15 protein-coding genes and 2 rRNA genes are annotated in these 15,260 nt (G+C 44.1%); 13 read left to right on the forward strand and 4 right to left on the reverse strand.

Annotation, left to right across the window (positions count from 1 at the left end):
* The 6 genes from ERX40_RS08880 to tsaD form a co-directional block, all read left to right on the forward strand.
* Positions 1-125 (forward strand): 23S ribosomal RNA (locus ERX40_RS08880); the annotation flags it as partial.
* A gap of 76 nt (positions 126-201) precedes the next feature.
* Positions 202-316, forward strand: a 5S ribosomal RNA gene (rrf, locus tag ERX40_RS08885).
* Between the two features lie 118 nt (positions 317-434).
* A complete protein-coding gene (gene tsaE / locus ERX40_RS08890; protein ID WP_133418151.1) occupies positions 435-875 on the forward strand; it encodes a tRNA (adenosine(37)-N6)-threonylcarbamoyltransferase complex ATPase subunit type 1 TsaE in 441 nt (146 codons plus the stop codon).
* Positions 872-1,534, forward strand: a complete 663-nt coding sequence (tsaB, locus tag ERX40_RS08895) for a tRNA (adenosine(37)-N6)-threonylcarbamoyltransferase complex dimerization subunit type 1 TsaB (protein ID WP_133418152.1) — start codon at positions 872-874, stop codon at positions 1,532-1,534. Before tsaE ends, tsaB begins: the two co-directional genes overlap by 4 nt.
* Positions 1,535-1,545: 11 nt before the next feature.
* Positions 1,546-1,974 carry a ribosomal protein S18-alanine N-acetyltransferase gene (rimI, locus tag ERX40_RS08900; protein ID WP_133418269.1) on the forward strand — a complete coding sequence of 143 codons (429 nt, stop codon included), beginning with the start codon at positions 1,546-1,548 and terminating at the stop codon, positions 1,972-1,974.
* The gene (gene tsaD, locus ERX40_RS08905) at positions 1,967-2,965 is read left to right on the forward strand and encodes a tRNA (adenosine(37)-N6)-threonylcarbamoyltransferase complex transferase subunit TsaD (RefSeq protein WP_133418153.1); all 999 of its coding nucleotides are present in this window, start codon (positions 1,967-1,969) and stop codon (positions 2,963-2,965) included. The genes rimI and tsaD overlap by 8 nt, the downstream gene beginning before the upstream one ends.
* A 209-nt stretch (positions 2,966-3,174) precedes the next feature.
* Here tsaD and ERX40_RS08910 read toward each other — a convergent pair whose 3' ends face one another.
* Positions 3,175-5,088 carry an ABC-F family ATP-binding cassette domain-containing protein gene (locus ERX40_RS08910; RefSeq protein WP_133418154.1) on the reverse strand — a complete coding sequence of 638 codons (1,914 nt, stop codon included), beginning with the start codon at positions 5,086-5,088 and terminating at the stop codon, positions 3,175-3,177.
* A gap of 143 nt (positions 5,089-5,231) precedes the next feature.
* Here ERX40_RS08910 and ERX40_RS08915 point away from each other — a divergent pair, with 143 nt between their 5' ends.
* The 5 genes from ERX40_RS08915 to ERX40_RS08935 all read left to right on the forward strand — a co-directional run bounded on the left by ERX40_RS08915 (position 5,232) and on the right by ERX40_RS08935 (position 9,236).
* Entirely contained in the window at positions 5,232-5,864 is a 633-nt protein-coding gene (locus ERX40_RS08915; RefSeq protein ID WP_165980725.1) for a redox-sensing transcriptional repressor Rex, read from the forward strand.
* A gap of 10 nt (positions 5,865-5,874) precedes the next feature.
* A complete protein-coding gene (locus tag ERX40_RS08920) occupies positions 5,875-6,069 on the forward strand; it encodes a twin-arginine translocase TatA/TatE family subunit (RefSeq protein ID WP_133418156.1) in 195 nt (64 codons plus the stop codon).
* Between the two features lie 58 nt (positions 6,070-6,127).
* The gene (tatC, locus tag ERX40_RS08925) at positions 6,128-6,886 is read left to right on the forward strand and encodes a twin-arginine translocase subunit TatC (protein WP_133418157.1); all 759 of its coding nucleotides are present in this window, start codon (positions 6,128-6,130) and stop codon (positions 6,884-6,886) included.
* 50 nt (positions 6,887-6,936) lie between these two features.
* Positions 6,937-8,412 (forward strand): glycoside hydrolase family 32 protein, encoded by a 1,476-nt coding sequence (locus ERX40_RS08930; RefSeq protein ID WP_133418270.1) that lies wholly within the window; start codon positions 6,937-6,939, stop codon positions 8,410-8,412.
* A 71-nt stretch (positions 8,413-8,483) separates the two neighbouring features.
* Entirely contained in the window at positions 8,484-9,236 is a 753-nt protein-coding gene (locus ERX40_RS08935; RefSeq protein ID WP_165980726.1) for a MurR/RpiR family transcriptional regulator, read from the forward strand.
* A gap of 38 nt (positions 9,237-9,274) precedes the next feature.
* Here ERX40_RS08935 and ERX40_RS08940 read toward each other — a convergent pair whose 3' ends face one another.
* Together ERX40_RS08940 and ERX40_RS08945 are read right to left on the reverse strand one after the other, a co-directional pair.
* Positions 9,275-9,898, reverse strand: a complete 624-nt coding sequence (locus tag ERX40_RS08940) for a nitroreductase family protein (RefSeq protein WP_133418159.1) — start codon at positions 9,896-9,898, stop codon at positions 9,275-9,277.
* Positions 9,899-9,919: 21 nt separating this feature from the next.
* Entirely contained in the window at positions 9,920-10,777 is an 858-nt protein-coding gene (locus ERX40_RS08945) for a VOC family protein (protein ID WP_133418160.1), read from the reverse strand.
* Between the two features lie 190 nt (positions 10,778-10,967).
* Here ERX40_RS08945 and ERX40_RS08950 point away from each other — a divergent pair, with 190 nt between their 5' ends.
* The gene (locus ERX40_RS08950) at positions 10,968-11,858 is read left to right on the forward strand and encodes a hypothetical protein (protein WP_133418161.1); all 891 of its coding nucleotides are present in this window, start codon (positions 10,968-10,970) and stop codon (positions 11,856-11,858) included.
* A gap of 39 nt (positions 11,859-11,897) precedes the next feature.
* Here ERX40_RS08950 and ERX40_RS08955 read toward each other — a convergent pair whose 3' ends face one another.
* Complete coding sequence (locus ERX40_RS08955; protein ID WP_133418162.1) at positions 11,898-13,592, reverse strand: M3 family oligoendopeptidase; 1,695 nt, start codon at positions 13,590-13,592, stop codon at positions 11,898-11,900.
* Positions 13,593-13,705: 113 nt separating this feature from the next.
* On the opposite strand from ERX40_RS08955, the gene ERX40_RS08960 reads away from it, so the two are divergent.
* Positions 13,706-15,145: a phosphate--AMP phosphotransferase gene (locus ERX40_RS08960; protein WP_133418163.1), complete on the forward strand. Its 1,440-nt coding sequence runs from the start codon at positions 13,706-13,708 to the stop codon at positions 15,143-15,145.
* Positions 15,146-15,260: the final 115 nt, after the last annotated feature.

The raw sequence follows: 15,260 nt of genomic DNA on the forward strand, positions 1-15,260 counted from the left end.
CTCAAGATGAGATTTCCCAACTTCGGTTATAAGATCCCTCAGAGATGATGAGGTCAATAGGTTCGAGGTGGAAGCACAGTAATGTGTGGAGCTGACGAATACTAATCGATCGAAGACTTAATCAAAAAAGATTTTTTATCGGTCTCGCTTGGCAATCACTTCTTCTTACTTATCTAGTTTTGAGAGTATATTCTCAATCTGTCTGGTGACGATGGCAGAGAGGTCACACCTGTTCCCATACCGAACACAGAAGTTAAGCTCTCTAGCGCCGATGGTAGTTGGACTTACGTTCCGCGAGAGTAGGACGTTGCCGGGCAATTTATAAATGGATGCGATGAGCCGCACGCGAGACCTGTTAGGTCTCTTTTTTTATGCATTTTTTAGTATAATAGCAGTAATCTGTTACAATAGAAGTTATTAAAGAGGGTGATAAAATGAAGTTGACCATAAATTCTTTGGATGAAATAGAACAGTTCGCAAAAAAAATAGCAGAGCAGGCAGAGGAAAACGATGTCTACCTGTTAAAAGGGAATCTTGGTGTAGGTAAGACGACATTCAGTCAGTTTTTTGGTAAGCATCTAGGCGTCAAAAGATTGATCAATTCTCCTACTTTCAATATCATTAAAAGTTATCAAGGACGTCTGCCATTTCATCATATGGACTGTTATCGTTTAGAAGGCAGTGAGGATTTAGGATTTGATGATTATTTTTATGGAGACGGTGTAACATTGATTGAATGGCCACAGATGATAGAAGATTTTCTGCCTGATCAATATATGACGATTGAAATCAGTCGTCTGAGTGATACGAGCAGGCAAGTGGAATTGATCCCATTCGGCAGACGTTACAAACGATTACTGGAGGAAATGACATGATATTACTCAACATCGATACAGCCAATCAGCCGCTATCAGTCAGTGTGACAGATGGAATTGAAGTACTTGCGGAATTTAATAGTGCCAGGAAAATCAATCATTCCATTATGTTGATACCAAAAATCGAGATGGTGATTGAGCATGCTGGTATTGGAATGAAGGATCTTGAAGGCATTGTAGTAAGTGCCGGGCCCGGTTCTTATACGGGCCTTAGAATCGGCGTAACTGCGGCAAAGACGCTCGCCTATACACTGAATATACCGCTCTATAGTGTCTCTTCATTAAAGGCACTGGCGGCTACTGTCAGAATGCATGAGTTCCTGCTTGTACCTGTGATTGATGCCAGACGAAATGCGGTCTACAGTGGTATTTACCGGTTCAAAGGAATATCTGTTGAGCCGGTGGAAGAGGATCGTTACATGATGATTGAGGAGCTGAACGAGTATCTCAAGAATCAGCATATGCCTTATCTCTTCATCGGCATGGATGCTGTCAGGCTTCAGGATGAGCTGCAGGGCCCGGTATTCTACTGTATTCCTCGTAGTGCTGAGATGAGACGAATGATAGACCTCGATAAACCTGAAGATGTTCATAGTTTCGAACCGATGTATTTAAGAATGACGGAGGCGGAGCGCAATTGGCTGAACAATCAGGTTTAACAATCAGAAAAATGACAGTGGAAGATGTGCCAGCTGTCCATGCCATTGAACAGCGTAGTTTTCCGTCGGGTTCCTGGACGATAGATGCTTTCTACCATGAGCTTGAGAAGAATGAGTTCGGTCATTATTTTATTATGGAAGCTGATGACGAGATCATCGGATATCTGGGTATGTGGCTAGTGATCGATCAAGCTCAGATCACGACTGTGGCGATCCGGGAAGATAGACGAGGTCTCGGCCTCTCAAAAATACTGATGGAGTATATCATGAATTATGCGCGTCTGACCTGTGAGATGATGAGTCTTGAAGTCAGGGAAGAAAATACAGCTGCCCGACGTCTGTATGAACAGATGGGGTTCTCTTACGGAGGAATCCGGCGTGATTACTACGGCGCAGGGCAGGATGCGAAAGTGATGTGGGTGAGGTTGAGAGATGAATGATATAACAATTCTAGCAGTGGAGACAAGCTGTGATGAAACAGCTGTCAGTATCGTAAGAAATGGGCGTGAAGTGCTCAGTAATAGCGTGAACAGCCAGATAGAATCACATAAACGGTTCGGTGGTGTTGTACCTGAAGTGGCAAGTCGTCATCACGTTGAGAATATTACGACCGTGATTGATGATGCTTTGACAGAAGCAGAAATGACTATGGAAGATATCGATGCGGTGGCTGTGACGGAAGGTCCCGGGCTGATCGGTGCACTTCTGGTCGGAATCAATGCAGCGAAAGCGTTGGCGCTCAGTCACCAGAAGCCACTGATTCCTGTCCATCATATCGCAGGTCATATTTATGCCAATCATATTGTAGCACCCCTTCAGTTCCCGCTTCTTGCACTCATTGTGTCAGGAGGGCATACAGAACTTGTTGTCATGAAAAATCACCTTGAGTTCGAAGTCATCGGCGAAACAAGAGATGATGCGGTAGGAGAAGCGTATGATAAAGTGGCACGTACTATCAATCTGCCTTACCCAGGCGGACCGCATGTTGACAGATTGGCGGCGGAGGGAGAGGATACATTGAAATTTCCGCGTCCTATTCTTGAGGGCTATGATTTCAGTTTCAGTGGTCTTAAAAGTGCTGTGATCAATACACTGCATAATAAGCAGCAGAAGGGAGAGACAGTACCGCCGGAAGAGGTAGCTGCAAGTTTTCAGGCGAGTGTAGTAGATGTTCTTTCCCTGAAGACTTTTGGAGCGCTGAATGATTATCATATCAGTGAACTGATCGTCTGTGGGGGTGTTGCTGCTAATAGAGGCTTACGCACGAGACTGTCAGAAATGGCAGCAGAGGCAGACATCAATCTCCATATTCCGCCTCTTCAGCTCTGTACAGACAATGCAGCAATGATAGGTGCCGCCGCTTATTACTATTATACGAAGAATATTAGAGCTGAACTTGATTTAAACGGAAAAAGTACGCTTGATCTTTAAGATCAGGCGTACTTTTTCAGTGCGAACATATGTACTTGTACACAAGTTGTTAACTTTTTGTGGATAACTTTTTGTCTATATGCGATATTACACAGAAATAAACAATGGAAATGATTATTTTACTGTGGATAAGTCTAATAACTTTGTGGATTACTGTTAAACTGCCTTTTTTCATGTGTATAACTCTGTGAATAGCAAAAAGAAGCAGATTACTCTGCTTCTTCAAGTTCCGCCCATTCATTCATCGCTTCTTCAAGGCGAGTCTGATAGCCGACCATCTCCTGATGAAGCGCATAACTTTTCTGAGAATCGTTGAAAACATCAGGGTGTGTCAGTTCAAGCTCAATGGTCTGTATACGTGCCTCGTATTTTTCGATTTTCTCTTCTAGCTGCACGAGAGCCCGTTCAATTTTACGACGTTCTTTTCTCTGGGCTTTATTTTCTTCGTAACCCGTCGTCTTCGGTTTCTCTTCTGCAACCTCTATTTTTTCAAATGCTTCGTATGCCAGACGTTCCTCCTCTTTCTCGATGAAGTACGTATAATCGCCGAGGAAGAGACTGGCGCCTTCAGCTGTGACGTTTAGAACTTTTGTCGCAATCTGATTGATGAAGAAACGGTCATGGGAGACGAAGAGAATTGTGCCCGGATAGGTCATCAGCGCCTGTTCCAGTATTTCCTTCGCATCGATGTCCAGATGGTTGGTCGGCTCATCCAGAATGAGAAGGTTATTATTTTCAAGGCTCAGCTTCGCCAGCTGCAGACGTGCCTTTTCACCGCCTGACAGATCATTGATGATTTTTCTGACATCATCCTGTACAAAGAGAAAACGTCCGAGCACAGCACGTATATCTTTCTCAGGCATCTCCGGATAATACTGCCATAATTCTTCAAGAACTGTATTGGACGATGTGAACTCTGCCTGCTTCTGATCGTAGTAACCGATTGAGATATTTGCACCGTATTTGATCTCACCGCTGAGCGCCGGCAGTTTTTTAGCGATAGTCCTGATCAGTGTCGTCTTGCCGATACCGTTGGGACCGATGACGGCGATTGCATCCTGTTTCTTGACATCGAATGTAATCGGTGAGGTGATAGGGGACTTGTAGCCCACTTCGAGTGCTCTGACGTCCAGCACGTCATGACCTGATTCACGGTCGATATGAAACTGCAGATTGACGGAATGGTTATCCAGTTTCGGTGCTTCAATCCGCGTCATCTTCTCAAGAATCTTCCGGCGACTCTTTGCCATGCCGGATGTTGAAGCCCGAGTGATGTTCTTCTGGACGAATGTCTCGAGACGCTCAATCTCTGCCTGCTGTCGTTCGTATTCAGCAGTCATCTTGTCATAAAAGGCGTCTCTCAGTGCCAGGAATTTAGAATAGTTACCGACGTAACGGCTCACACGGCCGAGCGCCACATCATAGACTGTGTTCACGACTTTGTCCAGGAAGTAACGGTCATGGGAAATGACGACGATGGCACCCTGATAAGTGGTCAAGTAGTTCTCGAGCCATGCTGTCGTGTCCATATCGAGGTGGTTGGTCGGCTCATCCAGCATGAGAAGATCCGGTTCGCGGATCAGCATCTCCGCAAGAGCAAGCCGTGTCTTCTGACCTCCGGAGAAGTAATCAATCTTCTGATTGAAATCGTCTGGAGTGAAATTCAGACCGGTCAGGATGGTCTTGATTTTATGCTCATACTGATAACCGCCTGTCGTTTCAAACTGAAGCTGCAGTTTCTCGAAATCAGCTAGTTTCTGATCATACGCCGGCGTCCCTGCCTGAGCACTTTCTTCAGCAAGGTAAGTTGTGATATCTGCCAGTTTTTTCTCCATCTCAATCAGATGACTGAAGGGTTTCAGCATGGCCTCATAGACAGTACCTTCAGCATCGAGTGTCATCTGCTGCGTCAGATAACCGATGTTGATGTTCTTAGCCCGCATGAAATGGCCGCTATCATAACTCTCAGCGCCAGCAAGAATCTTCATCAATGTGGTCTTGCCGGCACCATTTCGACCGACAATCGCTATACGGTCATTCGTCTTTATTTCTATTTTTACGTCAGTGAAGATATCTTCTCCACCGAAGGATTTATTCAGCTGACTAGCCTGTAGTAAAATCAATTTCTTCACCTCAAGTCTATTCTACATGATTAATGACACACATGGTACTTAACGACAAAATTTCACATAGTCAGTCCGGTGGTAACATGTTATAATTTATATACTGTGAAAAAGGTCACAATTATTTTAAGAAGGTGAACAGCGTGTCAAAGACGGAAGCAAAGATTCCTAAAGCGACTTTAAAACGCCTGCCTCTTTATTATCGTTTCGTCAATACATTGCACGGGGCAAACGTGGATCGTATCTCTTCAAAGGAGCTGAGTGAAGGTCTTAAGATTGATTCAGCGACTATCAGAAGAGACTTCTCCTATTTTGGCGAATTAGGTAAAAAAGGTTATGGCTATAATGTTGAGTATTTACTCAATTTCTTCAAGACAACTCTGCAGCAGGATGCTATCACTAAAGTTGCGATTATCGGTATCGGTCATTTAGGACATGCACTGGTCAATTATAATTTCTCTATTAGTGATCGTATGCAGATAGAAGCGGCTTTCGATGTTGAACCCAAGATTGTCGGTGAAAAAATCGGTGATATCTATGTTGAACATATGGATCAGTTTGAGAAGACTGTGGAAGACATCGGTATAGAAGTGGCCATTCTGACGGTACCCGGAAAAATCGCCCAGGATATAGCAAATAGAGTGACAAAAGCCGGAATAAAAGGTATATTAAACTTTACACCGGAACGCTTAAATGTTCCCTCAGATGTTCAGGTACACCATATTGATTTAGGAGTAGAACTCCAGTCCCTTATATTCTTTATGAAAAATCACTAGGAGGTATAACATGCAATTTATTAGTACACTTGGCTTTGCATCACCTACTATTTTAATCTTCCTTGGCGTGGTAGCGCTGATTATATTCGGTCCTAAGAAATTACCTGAATTCGGACGTGCGATGGGCTCATCACTTAAAGAATTCAAGGATGCTACTGATGGCATCATGAAAGACCACGACAGAGACGATAACGTACGTAAATAAGGATTGAATGAAGCGACAGGCCCTGTCGCTTTTGTTATGAGGAGGGAAATACCTTCAGATGAATAAAGATGAATTAACAGTTGTTGAGCATCTTGATGAACTGAGAAAACGTTTAATGATCATCGCTTATTTTCTGATGGGCGGGATATTTGTTGGATTCTACTTCGGGAAACCAGTGACGCGCTATCTCACGAAAGATGATGTGCCGGCAGAAATCACTCTGCATTATTTCAAAGTGACAGACCCACTTTCCATCTATATCTCTGTTATCATGATCATCGCGGTGCTCCTGATATCACCCGTCATACTGTATCAGTTATGGGCGTTCATATCCCCGGGGTTACATCCTCAGGAAAGACGCGCAACGCTGAGCTATATTCCGATCAGCTTTATCTTATTTATCACAGGCCTGACGTTCAGTTATTTCGTCATCTTCCCGTACATGATTCATTTCACGATCGGACTGGCAGATGAGATGGGCGTCGAACAGATCATCGGTGTCAGGGAATACTTCAATGAACTGCTGAAGTTCACGATTCCGTTCGGTTTTGTCTTTCAGCTGCCGATCCTGCTCCTCTTCCTGACGAGACTGGGCATTGTATCACCCGCTTTCCTGAAGAAGAACCGGAAATATGCTTACTTCTTACTGATGGTCATCGCAGCAATCATCGCGCCGCCTGACGTCATGACTTATGTGATATTCGTGCTGCCGATGGTTATACTGTATGAGTTCAGTATCCAGATCAGCCATATCGGTTACCGGATGTATCTGAAAGGTGAACAGAAACTGGTTGAAGAAGAACTAAAACAAGATTAAAACCATCTTTAGGAGAGATGGTTTTTTTATAGAGAAAGAAGATGAAAGGAATGTTTTTAGTGGAATGGACGAAAGAAGAACGTTATAAGAGACTAGAAGAGATACCCGCTGAACAGTATCAGGCATTGCTCGAGGAAACGACTCAGTCAAAATGGCGACAGCACTTTCATATACAACCGCCGACTGGTCTATTGAACGATCCGAATGGTTTTGTCTATCATGAGGGTCTTTATCATCTGTTCTATCAATGGTTTCCGTTAGGACCCGTTCACGGACTTAAATACTGGTATCATGTAACTTCATCTGATCTTGTCAGCTTTGAATCACACGGTCCGGTTATCATTCCCGATACGAAGTATGATTCTCACGGGGCGTACAGTGGATCAGGCATTGTACAGGATAACAGGGTCAAGCTTGTCTATACCGGTAATCATCGTGACAGTGACTGGCAGCGGATTCCTTATCAGATAGTAGCGGCGCTTGAATCAGACAAAGTCACCAAGAAAACCATTATTGAAGGGCCGGCACCAGGCTATACGTCACATTTCAGAGACCCTAAAGTCTGGTATGAAAATGGATACTATTATATAGTCATCGGCGCTCAGCGTACAAATTCAACAGGCACAATAGTAATCTATGAATCAGATGACTTCAATGACTGGAGGTTCAAAGGGGAACTGGGCACGGAATACAATGAATTTGGTTATATGTGGGAGTGTCCTGATTATTTTGAGCTGGATGGTCAGGATGTGGTTCTTTTCTGTCCACAAGGTATCGAGAAATCAGGCGATCAATTTAATAATACTTATCAGTCCGGTTATCTGATCGGTGACCTTGATAAAGAAACATTCAGAATGGAACATGGTGAATTTACTGAGCTCGATAATGGCTTTGATTTTTACGCACCTCAGACGACACTTGGCGCGAATGGTGAACGGATTCTCTTCGGCTGGATGGGACTGCCTGACACCGATTATCCGACAGATGCCGAGAACTGGGCACACTGTCTGACGATACCCCGCGTGCTGTCAGTTGAGAACGGCAGACTCAGACAGCGTCCTCTACCAGCACTGGAGAAGATGCGCGGCGCAGTAGAGACGGCAGAAGGCTATGCCATGAAGCACAATATCAAGCTACATCCTTATGAAGGCAGCTGTTACGAACTCATAGTTGATGTGCTCGAGAATGAATCAACAGAGTTCTATATTGAACTCCGTGTCTCTAAGAAAGAATCCACTAGACTGATTTATAATCGGGCTGATAAGAGATTCACACTTGACCGGTTTGATAGCGGAGCTCTTAGCGAAAAAGTGGAGGGTTTTACACGTTCAGTGGTGTTGGAAGAAGATTTAACGAAGCTGCAGATTTTTGTCGATGAATCCAGTATCGAGATTTTTCTGAACAATGGCGAAAAAGTGATGACGTCACGTATTTTCCCGAGGAAAGATGCAACAGGCATTCGTACTTCAACTGAATCAGGACAGGTCTATTTCAAGTTCACTAAATATGATTTAACGGTTAATTAAAATGCGCAGCCGCGCATTTTTTTGTTTTGCTGCTTTCTCCTCTATAATAGTATGTGAAAAGAGGGATGAAGATGCCAGTTGTGCTAAACCAGATCAAATCCATTGAACATTTACTGTCACCTGTTGAGAAGCGGATCACTGCTGTTATAATCAATCAGCCGGCGCAGTGCACTGAGCTGTCCGGAAGGGAGTTGGCTGCACTTGCAGGGGTCAGCGAATCAGCACTGATTCGTTTCAGTCAGCGGATCGGTTTCTCCGGCCTCCGTGAACTGAAAGTTGTGCTTGCTAAAGAACTGCACCTGATGGAGGAGGAAGCAACGGCACTTATTACGAAGGAAGATTCACCATGTGAAATCAGGCACAAGGTGTTCAGTCAGTCAAGACAGGCATTGTCCCGGACTGAGGCGCTGCTTAATATGAAGCAACTGGAGGAAGCCGCACATTGTCTGTCAGCTTCAAAGTGTATCCTGATATATTCTGCAGGAGAAGCGGTAGTTGCTGCAACAGATTTAAAGCTGAAGCTATTATCGCTTGGATTTATGGTAGAGCTGATTCAAAACATGCAACTATATGATAGGCTGGCTCAGCATTTTTCAGTTGTCTTTATCATCAGCGAAACTGCTCAGCTGAATGATCTGGAGAAGATATACGCATCTGAATTAAAGACCATTCTGCTCTCACAGTGGCCGGATAAGCGAACAGATATTCATCTGCTGACCTCAGCTGAGGAGAATATCAATCGTCTTTCACCTACAGCAGGACGTCTCGTTCAGCTCGCTGTGATTGATGTCTTATGGATGCTGCTGATTCGTCTGCAGCCATAAAAAAGAGACCCGGGTATTCCGGGTCTACTGATTTATTATTATTTTTTGATGATAAAGCGTTCGTTAACCGGTTGGAATTCTTTAGGACCCGCTTCAGTGCCGATTGCGCCGAACGGCATCTGAGCGATCAGTTTCCAGTCATGTGAGATATCGAAGTTCGTGTAGACAGCTTCGTCAATCACACCGTTATAGTGCTGAAGTGAAGCACCGATACCCTCAGTTGCAAATGCAGTCCATACCGCAAACTGGTGCATCGCGTTAGTGTGGTGACTCCAGATCGGGAAGTTGTCTGCATAAGCTGCGAAGTTTTTCTGTAATCCTTTAACGACTGTTTCGTCCTCGAAGAATAATACAGTACCGTAACCTGCCTTGAAGCTGTTGATTTTATTTTCAGTTTCAGTGAAGTCACGCTCTGGCCCCATCACCTTTTTTAATTCCTCTGCTGTCAGGTTCCATAATTTTTTATGTTGATCATTCAGTAATAATACCATGCGTGTTGACTGTGAGTTGAATGCTGAAGGGACGTGCTTGATGATATCTGTCAGGATACTCTCGATTTTAGCGTCCGTAAGAGGTACCGTTCCTTGAATATCATAGATTGAACGACGCTTTTCCATTGCCAGACCAAAATTCTCATAACCTTTTTTATTGAATAAACCCATCTGTAATTCCTCCATTTAAAATTAATTTTTATTTAAATACATAACGCGGATGCCGATACCATTCGGATCACGTATTATCTCTGAACCGCCATCTTTTTCTGTACGGATACCTTTTGCTGAGAATTGTTCTCTGAAATAATCAAAGTCCTCCTGATTCGGAATATTGATTTCAAACTTTCTGAGTCCTGGTGCATCAGGAGAAGGGGGTGATGCTGCCTGCTGCCATGTGTTTAATCCCAAATGGTGATGGTAACCTGCCGCACTCATGAAAGCTGCCTGTGTGCCGTAGAGCTGCATGATGTCCATGCCGAACACGTCCTTGTAAAACTCAATAGAAGCAGGCAGATTCTGAACGGACAAATGCACGTGTCCCATTATCGTATCGGGATGAAGGCCTGTAAATGGTTTACCATCCTGAGCATCAAGGACGCCTTGGTAATCCATCTCAACAGTACCCATCGTTACATAACCATTATCCTGGAAAATCCATTCTTCTGTCGGATAGTCACGGTAAATCTCGATACCGTTACCTTCAGGATCCTGCAGGTAAAGAGCTTCCGACACGTCATGGTCACTAGCTCCAGCAAGTGGATACTGAGTCTGAATGAGGTGATTAAAGATATTACCCAGTTCAGTCCGATTTGGTACAAGAAGTGCCATATGGAAAAGACCTGCCTGACCCGGTGCACGTTTAGCATCTGTCTGGTAAAGATAGATAAGTGGATGCCCTCCGAGACCAAGCGCTGTATAGTCATTGTTTTGTTTGAGAATTTCCATGCCAAGTATTTCATGATAAAAACGAATACTGTTCTCAAGGAAATTGACATTCAGATGAACAGCTCCCATATGTGTATCATTACTGAAGAATTTAGAGCCCATATCATTCCCCCTTAATATATTTATTATATCTGATATATTTAATATATTACATATCACGTGTTAATGCAAGTAATTATAAAGATTTCAGAAATATATTATTTATTAAAACTTGATAACAATATTTTACATAAACGATTATTGCCTCATCTATTCGTTATAATAATCAGTAATAGAGATCTGGAGGACTAATATGTGCAAAATGATAATAGCATCGACTGCCCTTCTTGTACTGTCAGCTGCAGGAACAAGCTATGCAGATGCCAATGAGCCGATCGACACGAGCACTGCTGATGAAACAATAGAAATTATTTCAGCTGAGATGCCCCCTGATAAAACTGAAGCACCAGTGACGACAGAAGTGCCGATGACTGACAGACCGTCGGCACCACCAATGACAGAACAACCTGTGATGGATGAACCATCGCCAGCCGTAGGCGTGACAGAAGTGCCTTCGACAGAGATACCCTTAACTGAGAGGCCTACGACAACCACTCCGTCAACAGAAAGACCGGCACCTACGACTGAACTGCCTGGTTCTGACCAGCAGCTGGAGATAGTGCCGTCACCGGTTCAGCTGTCAGAGGAGTCATCTACAGGTCAGCCGTCACCGGTTCAGTCGTCAGAGGAGCCATCTACAGGTCAGCCGTCACCGGTTCAGTCGTCAGAGGAGCCATCTATAGGTCAGCCGTCACCGGTTCGGCCGTCAGAGGAGCCATCTACAGGTCAGCCGTCAGAGGAGCGGGACATTCAGGCACCGAGCGTCGAACAGCCGTCAGCAACAGACCTCTCAAAAAATAAGGCTCAGTCAGACGAAATCAAGATAGGTAAATTTTATCCTGAGTCAGCGGAGAAGTTCTATAAGGCACTCGATAAACAAATCAGTGACATAATGACAAAAGACAGCAAGAAAAAAGAGGGCAAAGAAGTTAAGAAAAAAGTCAAAAAGAAAAATGACAATCAAACAGATAAAAAGAATCTCCATATACTTCCCGATACAGGTGAAGATAAATCATATTCAACAGCTTTCATCATGATAATCGGTGGACTTGTTCTACTGGCATTCTCAAGACTTAAAGCCTGATAAATAAGCCCCATACCACTGGTATGAGGCTTATTTCAGTTAAAAACTGCTCGTATCAATCTGCTCGATATAATTTTCAAGATACACCATAATATCCTTCAGCGTTCCCGTTCCAAACGGCGAATCAAGATGAGCTTCCTGCACCAGTGCATTAAATGGTAGTGAGCCTCCTAACTGGCAGAGATGAAGATAATCATTCCATGCTGCAGTGAAATCTTCACGGCTGCGTTTAAAGAACTGGAAGGCACATACTTGAGCAAGTGTGTAATCAATATAATAGAAGGGTGAGTTGAATATGTGACCTTGACGATGCCAGAGAGAACCCTCTGCAAGCGGCAGAATACCGTCATAATCGCGATGGGGCAGATACTTTGCTTCAATTGACTGCCAGAGTTCTCTGCGCTCATCAGCGGTCATAGCTGGATTTGCGTAAACACCATGCTGGAATTCATCTACTGCCACACCGTAAGGCAGGAACTGAATCGCATCCGTTAAATGTTTATATTTGAATTTATCAGGATTGCTGAAGAATAAATCGAGCCATGGGTATGTGAAAAACTCCATGCTCATGGAGTGAATCTCACATGCCTCATGCGTCGGCCATAAATAATCAGGGATTGTCTGATCACGTGAAGAATAGACCTGGAAGGCATGTCCCGCCTCATGTGTCAGTACAGTGATATCGTGATCTGTCGTATTGAAGTTCGCAAAGATAAAAGGTGCGCGATAACGATCAATATAGGTGCAGTAACCGCCTGCTTCCTTCCCTTTTTTGGCCAGGACATCAAAAAGTTCATGGTCCATCATATACCGGTAGAACTCATCCGTCTCGGGACTGAGTTCACTATACATTTTGCGGCCGTTCTCCAGGATGATTTCTGCAGAGTCTTTAGGGTCTTCATTACCGTTCAGGAACATGACAGATTCATCATAGAACTTCAGTCGATCGACACCGATGCGTTCTGCTTGCTGTTCGTATAGTTTAGTCGCTACAGGAACAACAAAATCTTCCACCTGTCTGCGATAATCCTTGACCATATTCTGATCATAATCGATACGCTGCATGCGCATATAACCGAGTTCAATGAAATTATCAAATCCAAGTTTCTGCGCAATCTGATGACGGATCTTAACAAGCTGGTCGTAGAGGCTATCGAAGTCCTGAAGATGTTTCCCCATGAATCTCTGGACAGCTTTCGTAGCAGCCGTACGTACATCGCGGTCCGGTGACTGTGTATAAGGTGACATCTGTGCCAGGTTCAGCTCCTGACCATCAAACTCAATCTGCGCACTGGCCATGAGCTTGGAATAGTCGCTGCTGAGTTTATTTTCCTGATTGATCAGGTCCTCGACTTCATCTGAATAAGAATGGACGACATTATACGCAAGGTCAAATAACTGCCGGCCATAATGCGCTTCCAGTTCTTCACGGAAAGGACTCGCTAAGAGTGCCTCAAAATAAGCAGCATCAAGTGCGACGATTTTCGCACCGTTGTTATCGAAATAATCGCGTTCATCCGAATAGAACTGGTCAGTTGTATCGATAGAGGCACGGACATAGGCGATATTCTGGTTTGTGTCGATATCTTTACGAATCTGGTTGATCTCAGTGATTAACTGAATCTGCTGGTCAGCACTGTCAGCATTACGGAACTGTGCCAGTAAATCATCAGCCTTTTTCCGTTCTTCGTTCAGATCTGGCCTGCTGTATTCAAAATCTTTGAATGTTGTCATAAGTCTCCTCCTTGTGTAAGCTTAAATTAATATTACAATATTCTGTCAAATTAAGATACATGATTAGCTTCAAAAAGGGGAACAGGCATTGTAATAGCAAAGGAGGAAAACAGATGACTAAGATCGATGAAACATTAGAACTGAAAGTAGCGGAGCTCGCCCGACAGACCCATGAGGCGAAGATTCCGGTCATGATTGTATTTGAAGGGGTGACGGCGTCAGGTAAATCGCGGCTGTCAAATGAGTTACTGCTGGCACTGGATGCGAAGTATACGCATTTCTATGCGACGAAATCACCCTCAGAAGAGGATCTGCGCATGCCATTTCTTTTTCCTTACTGGAAGAATATACCGAAAAAAGGGGACATCACGCTTTTCTTCCGTAGCTGGTATGCCAATCTGATTGACTACAAATATCATAACCTGAAAGCCGATATCTTCAAGGATCATCATATTCTGATGCAGGAAATCAAGGGATTTGAGCAGATGCTGCTGAACGACGGATACCGCATCATCAAATTCAATGTGGAAGTGGACGAGAAGAAGCGTCAGGAACACATTCAGCAGACGAAGGAAAATCCGCTGACCCGCTGGAAAGCACAGGAATATGAAAAAGCGATTCCGGCCGATATCTATACGGAAGAGATGGAATATCTGATGAAAGAGACAGAAGATATTGCACCTTGGCATACTATCAACTATACGGAGCGTGGTCAGGCAGTCAATGATATGTATGAGCATATTATCGAGGAGCTGGAAAAAGCACTGAAAGATAAAAAGAAAAAAGAAGAAAATAAGAAAGTGGACGGCAAATTCTCGGAGCATTTTGAAACTGATATGTTTGAGGACACGGAGGATGAGATGTCGAAGAGCGAGTATAAAGACCTGCTGCCGGAACTTCAGCAGCGTATGCGGGAACTTCAGTATGCGCTATATGACCGCAAGATTCCGCTCATTCTGGTCTACGAAGGAATGGATGCTGCAGGTAAGGGCGGCAATATCAAGCGGGTACGTGAGAGCCTGGACCCGACCGGTTATGAAGTCAACGCAATCTCTGCACCGACCGAAACGGAACTGAGCTACCATTACTTATGGCGCTTTGCGACACAGGTGCCGAGAACAGGCCATATCGAAATCTTTGACCGCAGCTGGTATGGCCGCGTGCTCGTAGAACGTGTAGAGGGATTTGCATCAACAGAAGAATGGCAGCGCGCGTATGAGGAGATCAATGACTTCGAGAAGAGTCTGGAGATTGAAGGTGCGATAGTCATCAAGTTCTTCCTTGTCCTGGATAAGGAAGAGCAGCTGGAACGCTTCAAGGAGCGTCAGAACACGCCTGAGAAACAGTATAAGATTACTGATGAAGACTGGCGTAACCGTGAGAAATGGGATATCTATTTAGAGGCAAGTAAAGACATGATCGATCAAACATCAACAGACCATGCACCGTGGATTATCGTGCCTGCCAATAATAAGAAAGCAGCGCGGATCAAGGCGCTGCGTGCTATTATTGAACGCTGTGAGGCAAGACTCTGGGGCGTGAAGCGCTACTAATAGGAATATTGAAAAAGTGTCTCAGTTTCTAAGGAACTGAGACACTTTATGATGGAATCAAACAAAAGCGTCCTGCTTAATGAGCAAAGTCAGAGAAAAAATGGTATTGCTAAAA

Source organism: Macrococcus carouselicus (assembly GCF_004359515.1).
GTDB lineage: Bacteria > Bacillota > Bacilli > Staphylococcales > Staphylococcaceae > Macrococcus > Macrococcus carouselicus.

Bases quoted from the DNA above. Each gene is read 5' to 3' on its own strand.
- tsaE (WP_133418151.1), top strand. From the start codon at position 435: ATGAAGTTGACCATAAATTCTTTGGATGAAATAGAACAGTTCGCAAAA.
- tsaB (WP_133418152.1), top strand. From the start codon at position 872: ATGATATTACTCAACATCGATACAGCCAATCAGCCGCTATCAGTCAGT.
- rimI (WP_133418269.1), top strand. From the start codon at position 1,546: ATGACAGTGGAAGATGTGCCAGCTGTCCATGCCATTGAACAGCGTAGT.
- tsaD (WP_133418153.1), top strand. From the start codon at position 1,967: ATGAATGATATAACAATTCTAGCAGTGGAGACAAGCTGTGATGAAACA.
- ERX40_RS08920 (WP_133418156.1), top strand. From the start codon at position 5,875: ATGCAATTTATTAGTACACTTGGCTTTGCATCACCTACTATTTTAATC.
- tatC (WP_133418157.1), top strand. From the start codon at position 6,128: ATGAATAAAGATGAATTAACAGTTGTTGAGCATCTTGATGAACTGAGA.
- ERX40_RS08930 (WP_133418270.1), top strand. From the start codon at position 6,937: ATGTTTTTAGTGGAATGGACGAAAGAAGAACGTTATAAGAGACTAGAA.
- ERX40_RS08935 (WP_165980726.1), top strand. From the start codon at position 8,484: ATGCCAGTTGTGCTAAACCAGATCAAATCCATTGAACATTTACTGTCA.
- ERX40_RS08940 (WP_133418159.1), bottom strand. From the start codon at position 9,898: ATGGGTTTATTCAATAAAAAAGGTTATGAGAATTTTGGTCTGGCAATG.
- ERX40_RS08945 (WP_133418160.1), bottom strand. From the start codon at position 10,777: ATGGGCTCTAAATTCTTCAGTAATGATACACATATGGGAGCTGTTCAT.
- ERX40_RS08950 (WP_133418161.1), top strand. From the start codon at position 10,968: ATGTGCAAAATGATAATAGCATCGACTGCCCTTCTTGTACTGTCAGCT.
- ERX40_RS08955 (WP_133418162.1), bottom strand. From the start codon at position 13,592: ATGACAACATTCAAAGATTTTGAATACAGCAGGCCAGATCTGAACGAA.
- ERX40_RS08960 (WP_133418163.1), top strand. From the start codon at position 13,706: ATGACTAAGATCGATGAAACATTAGAACTGAAAGTAGCGGAGCTCGCC.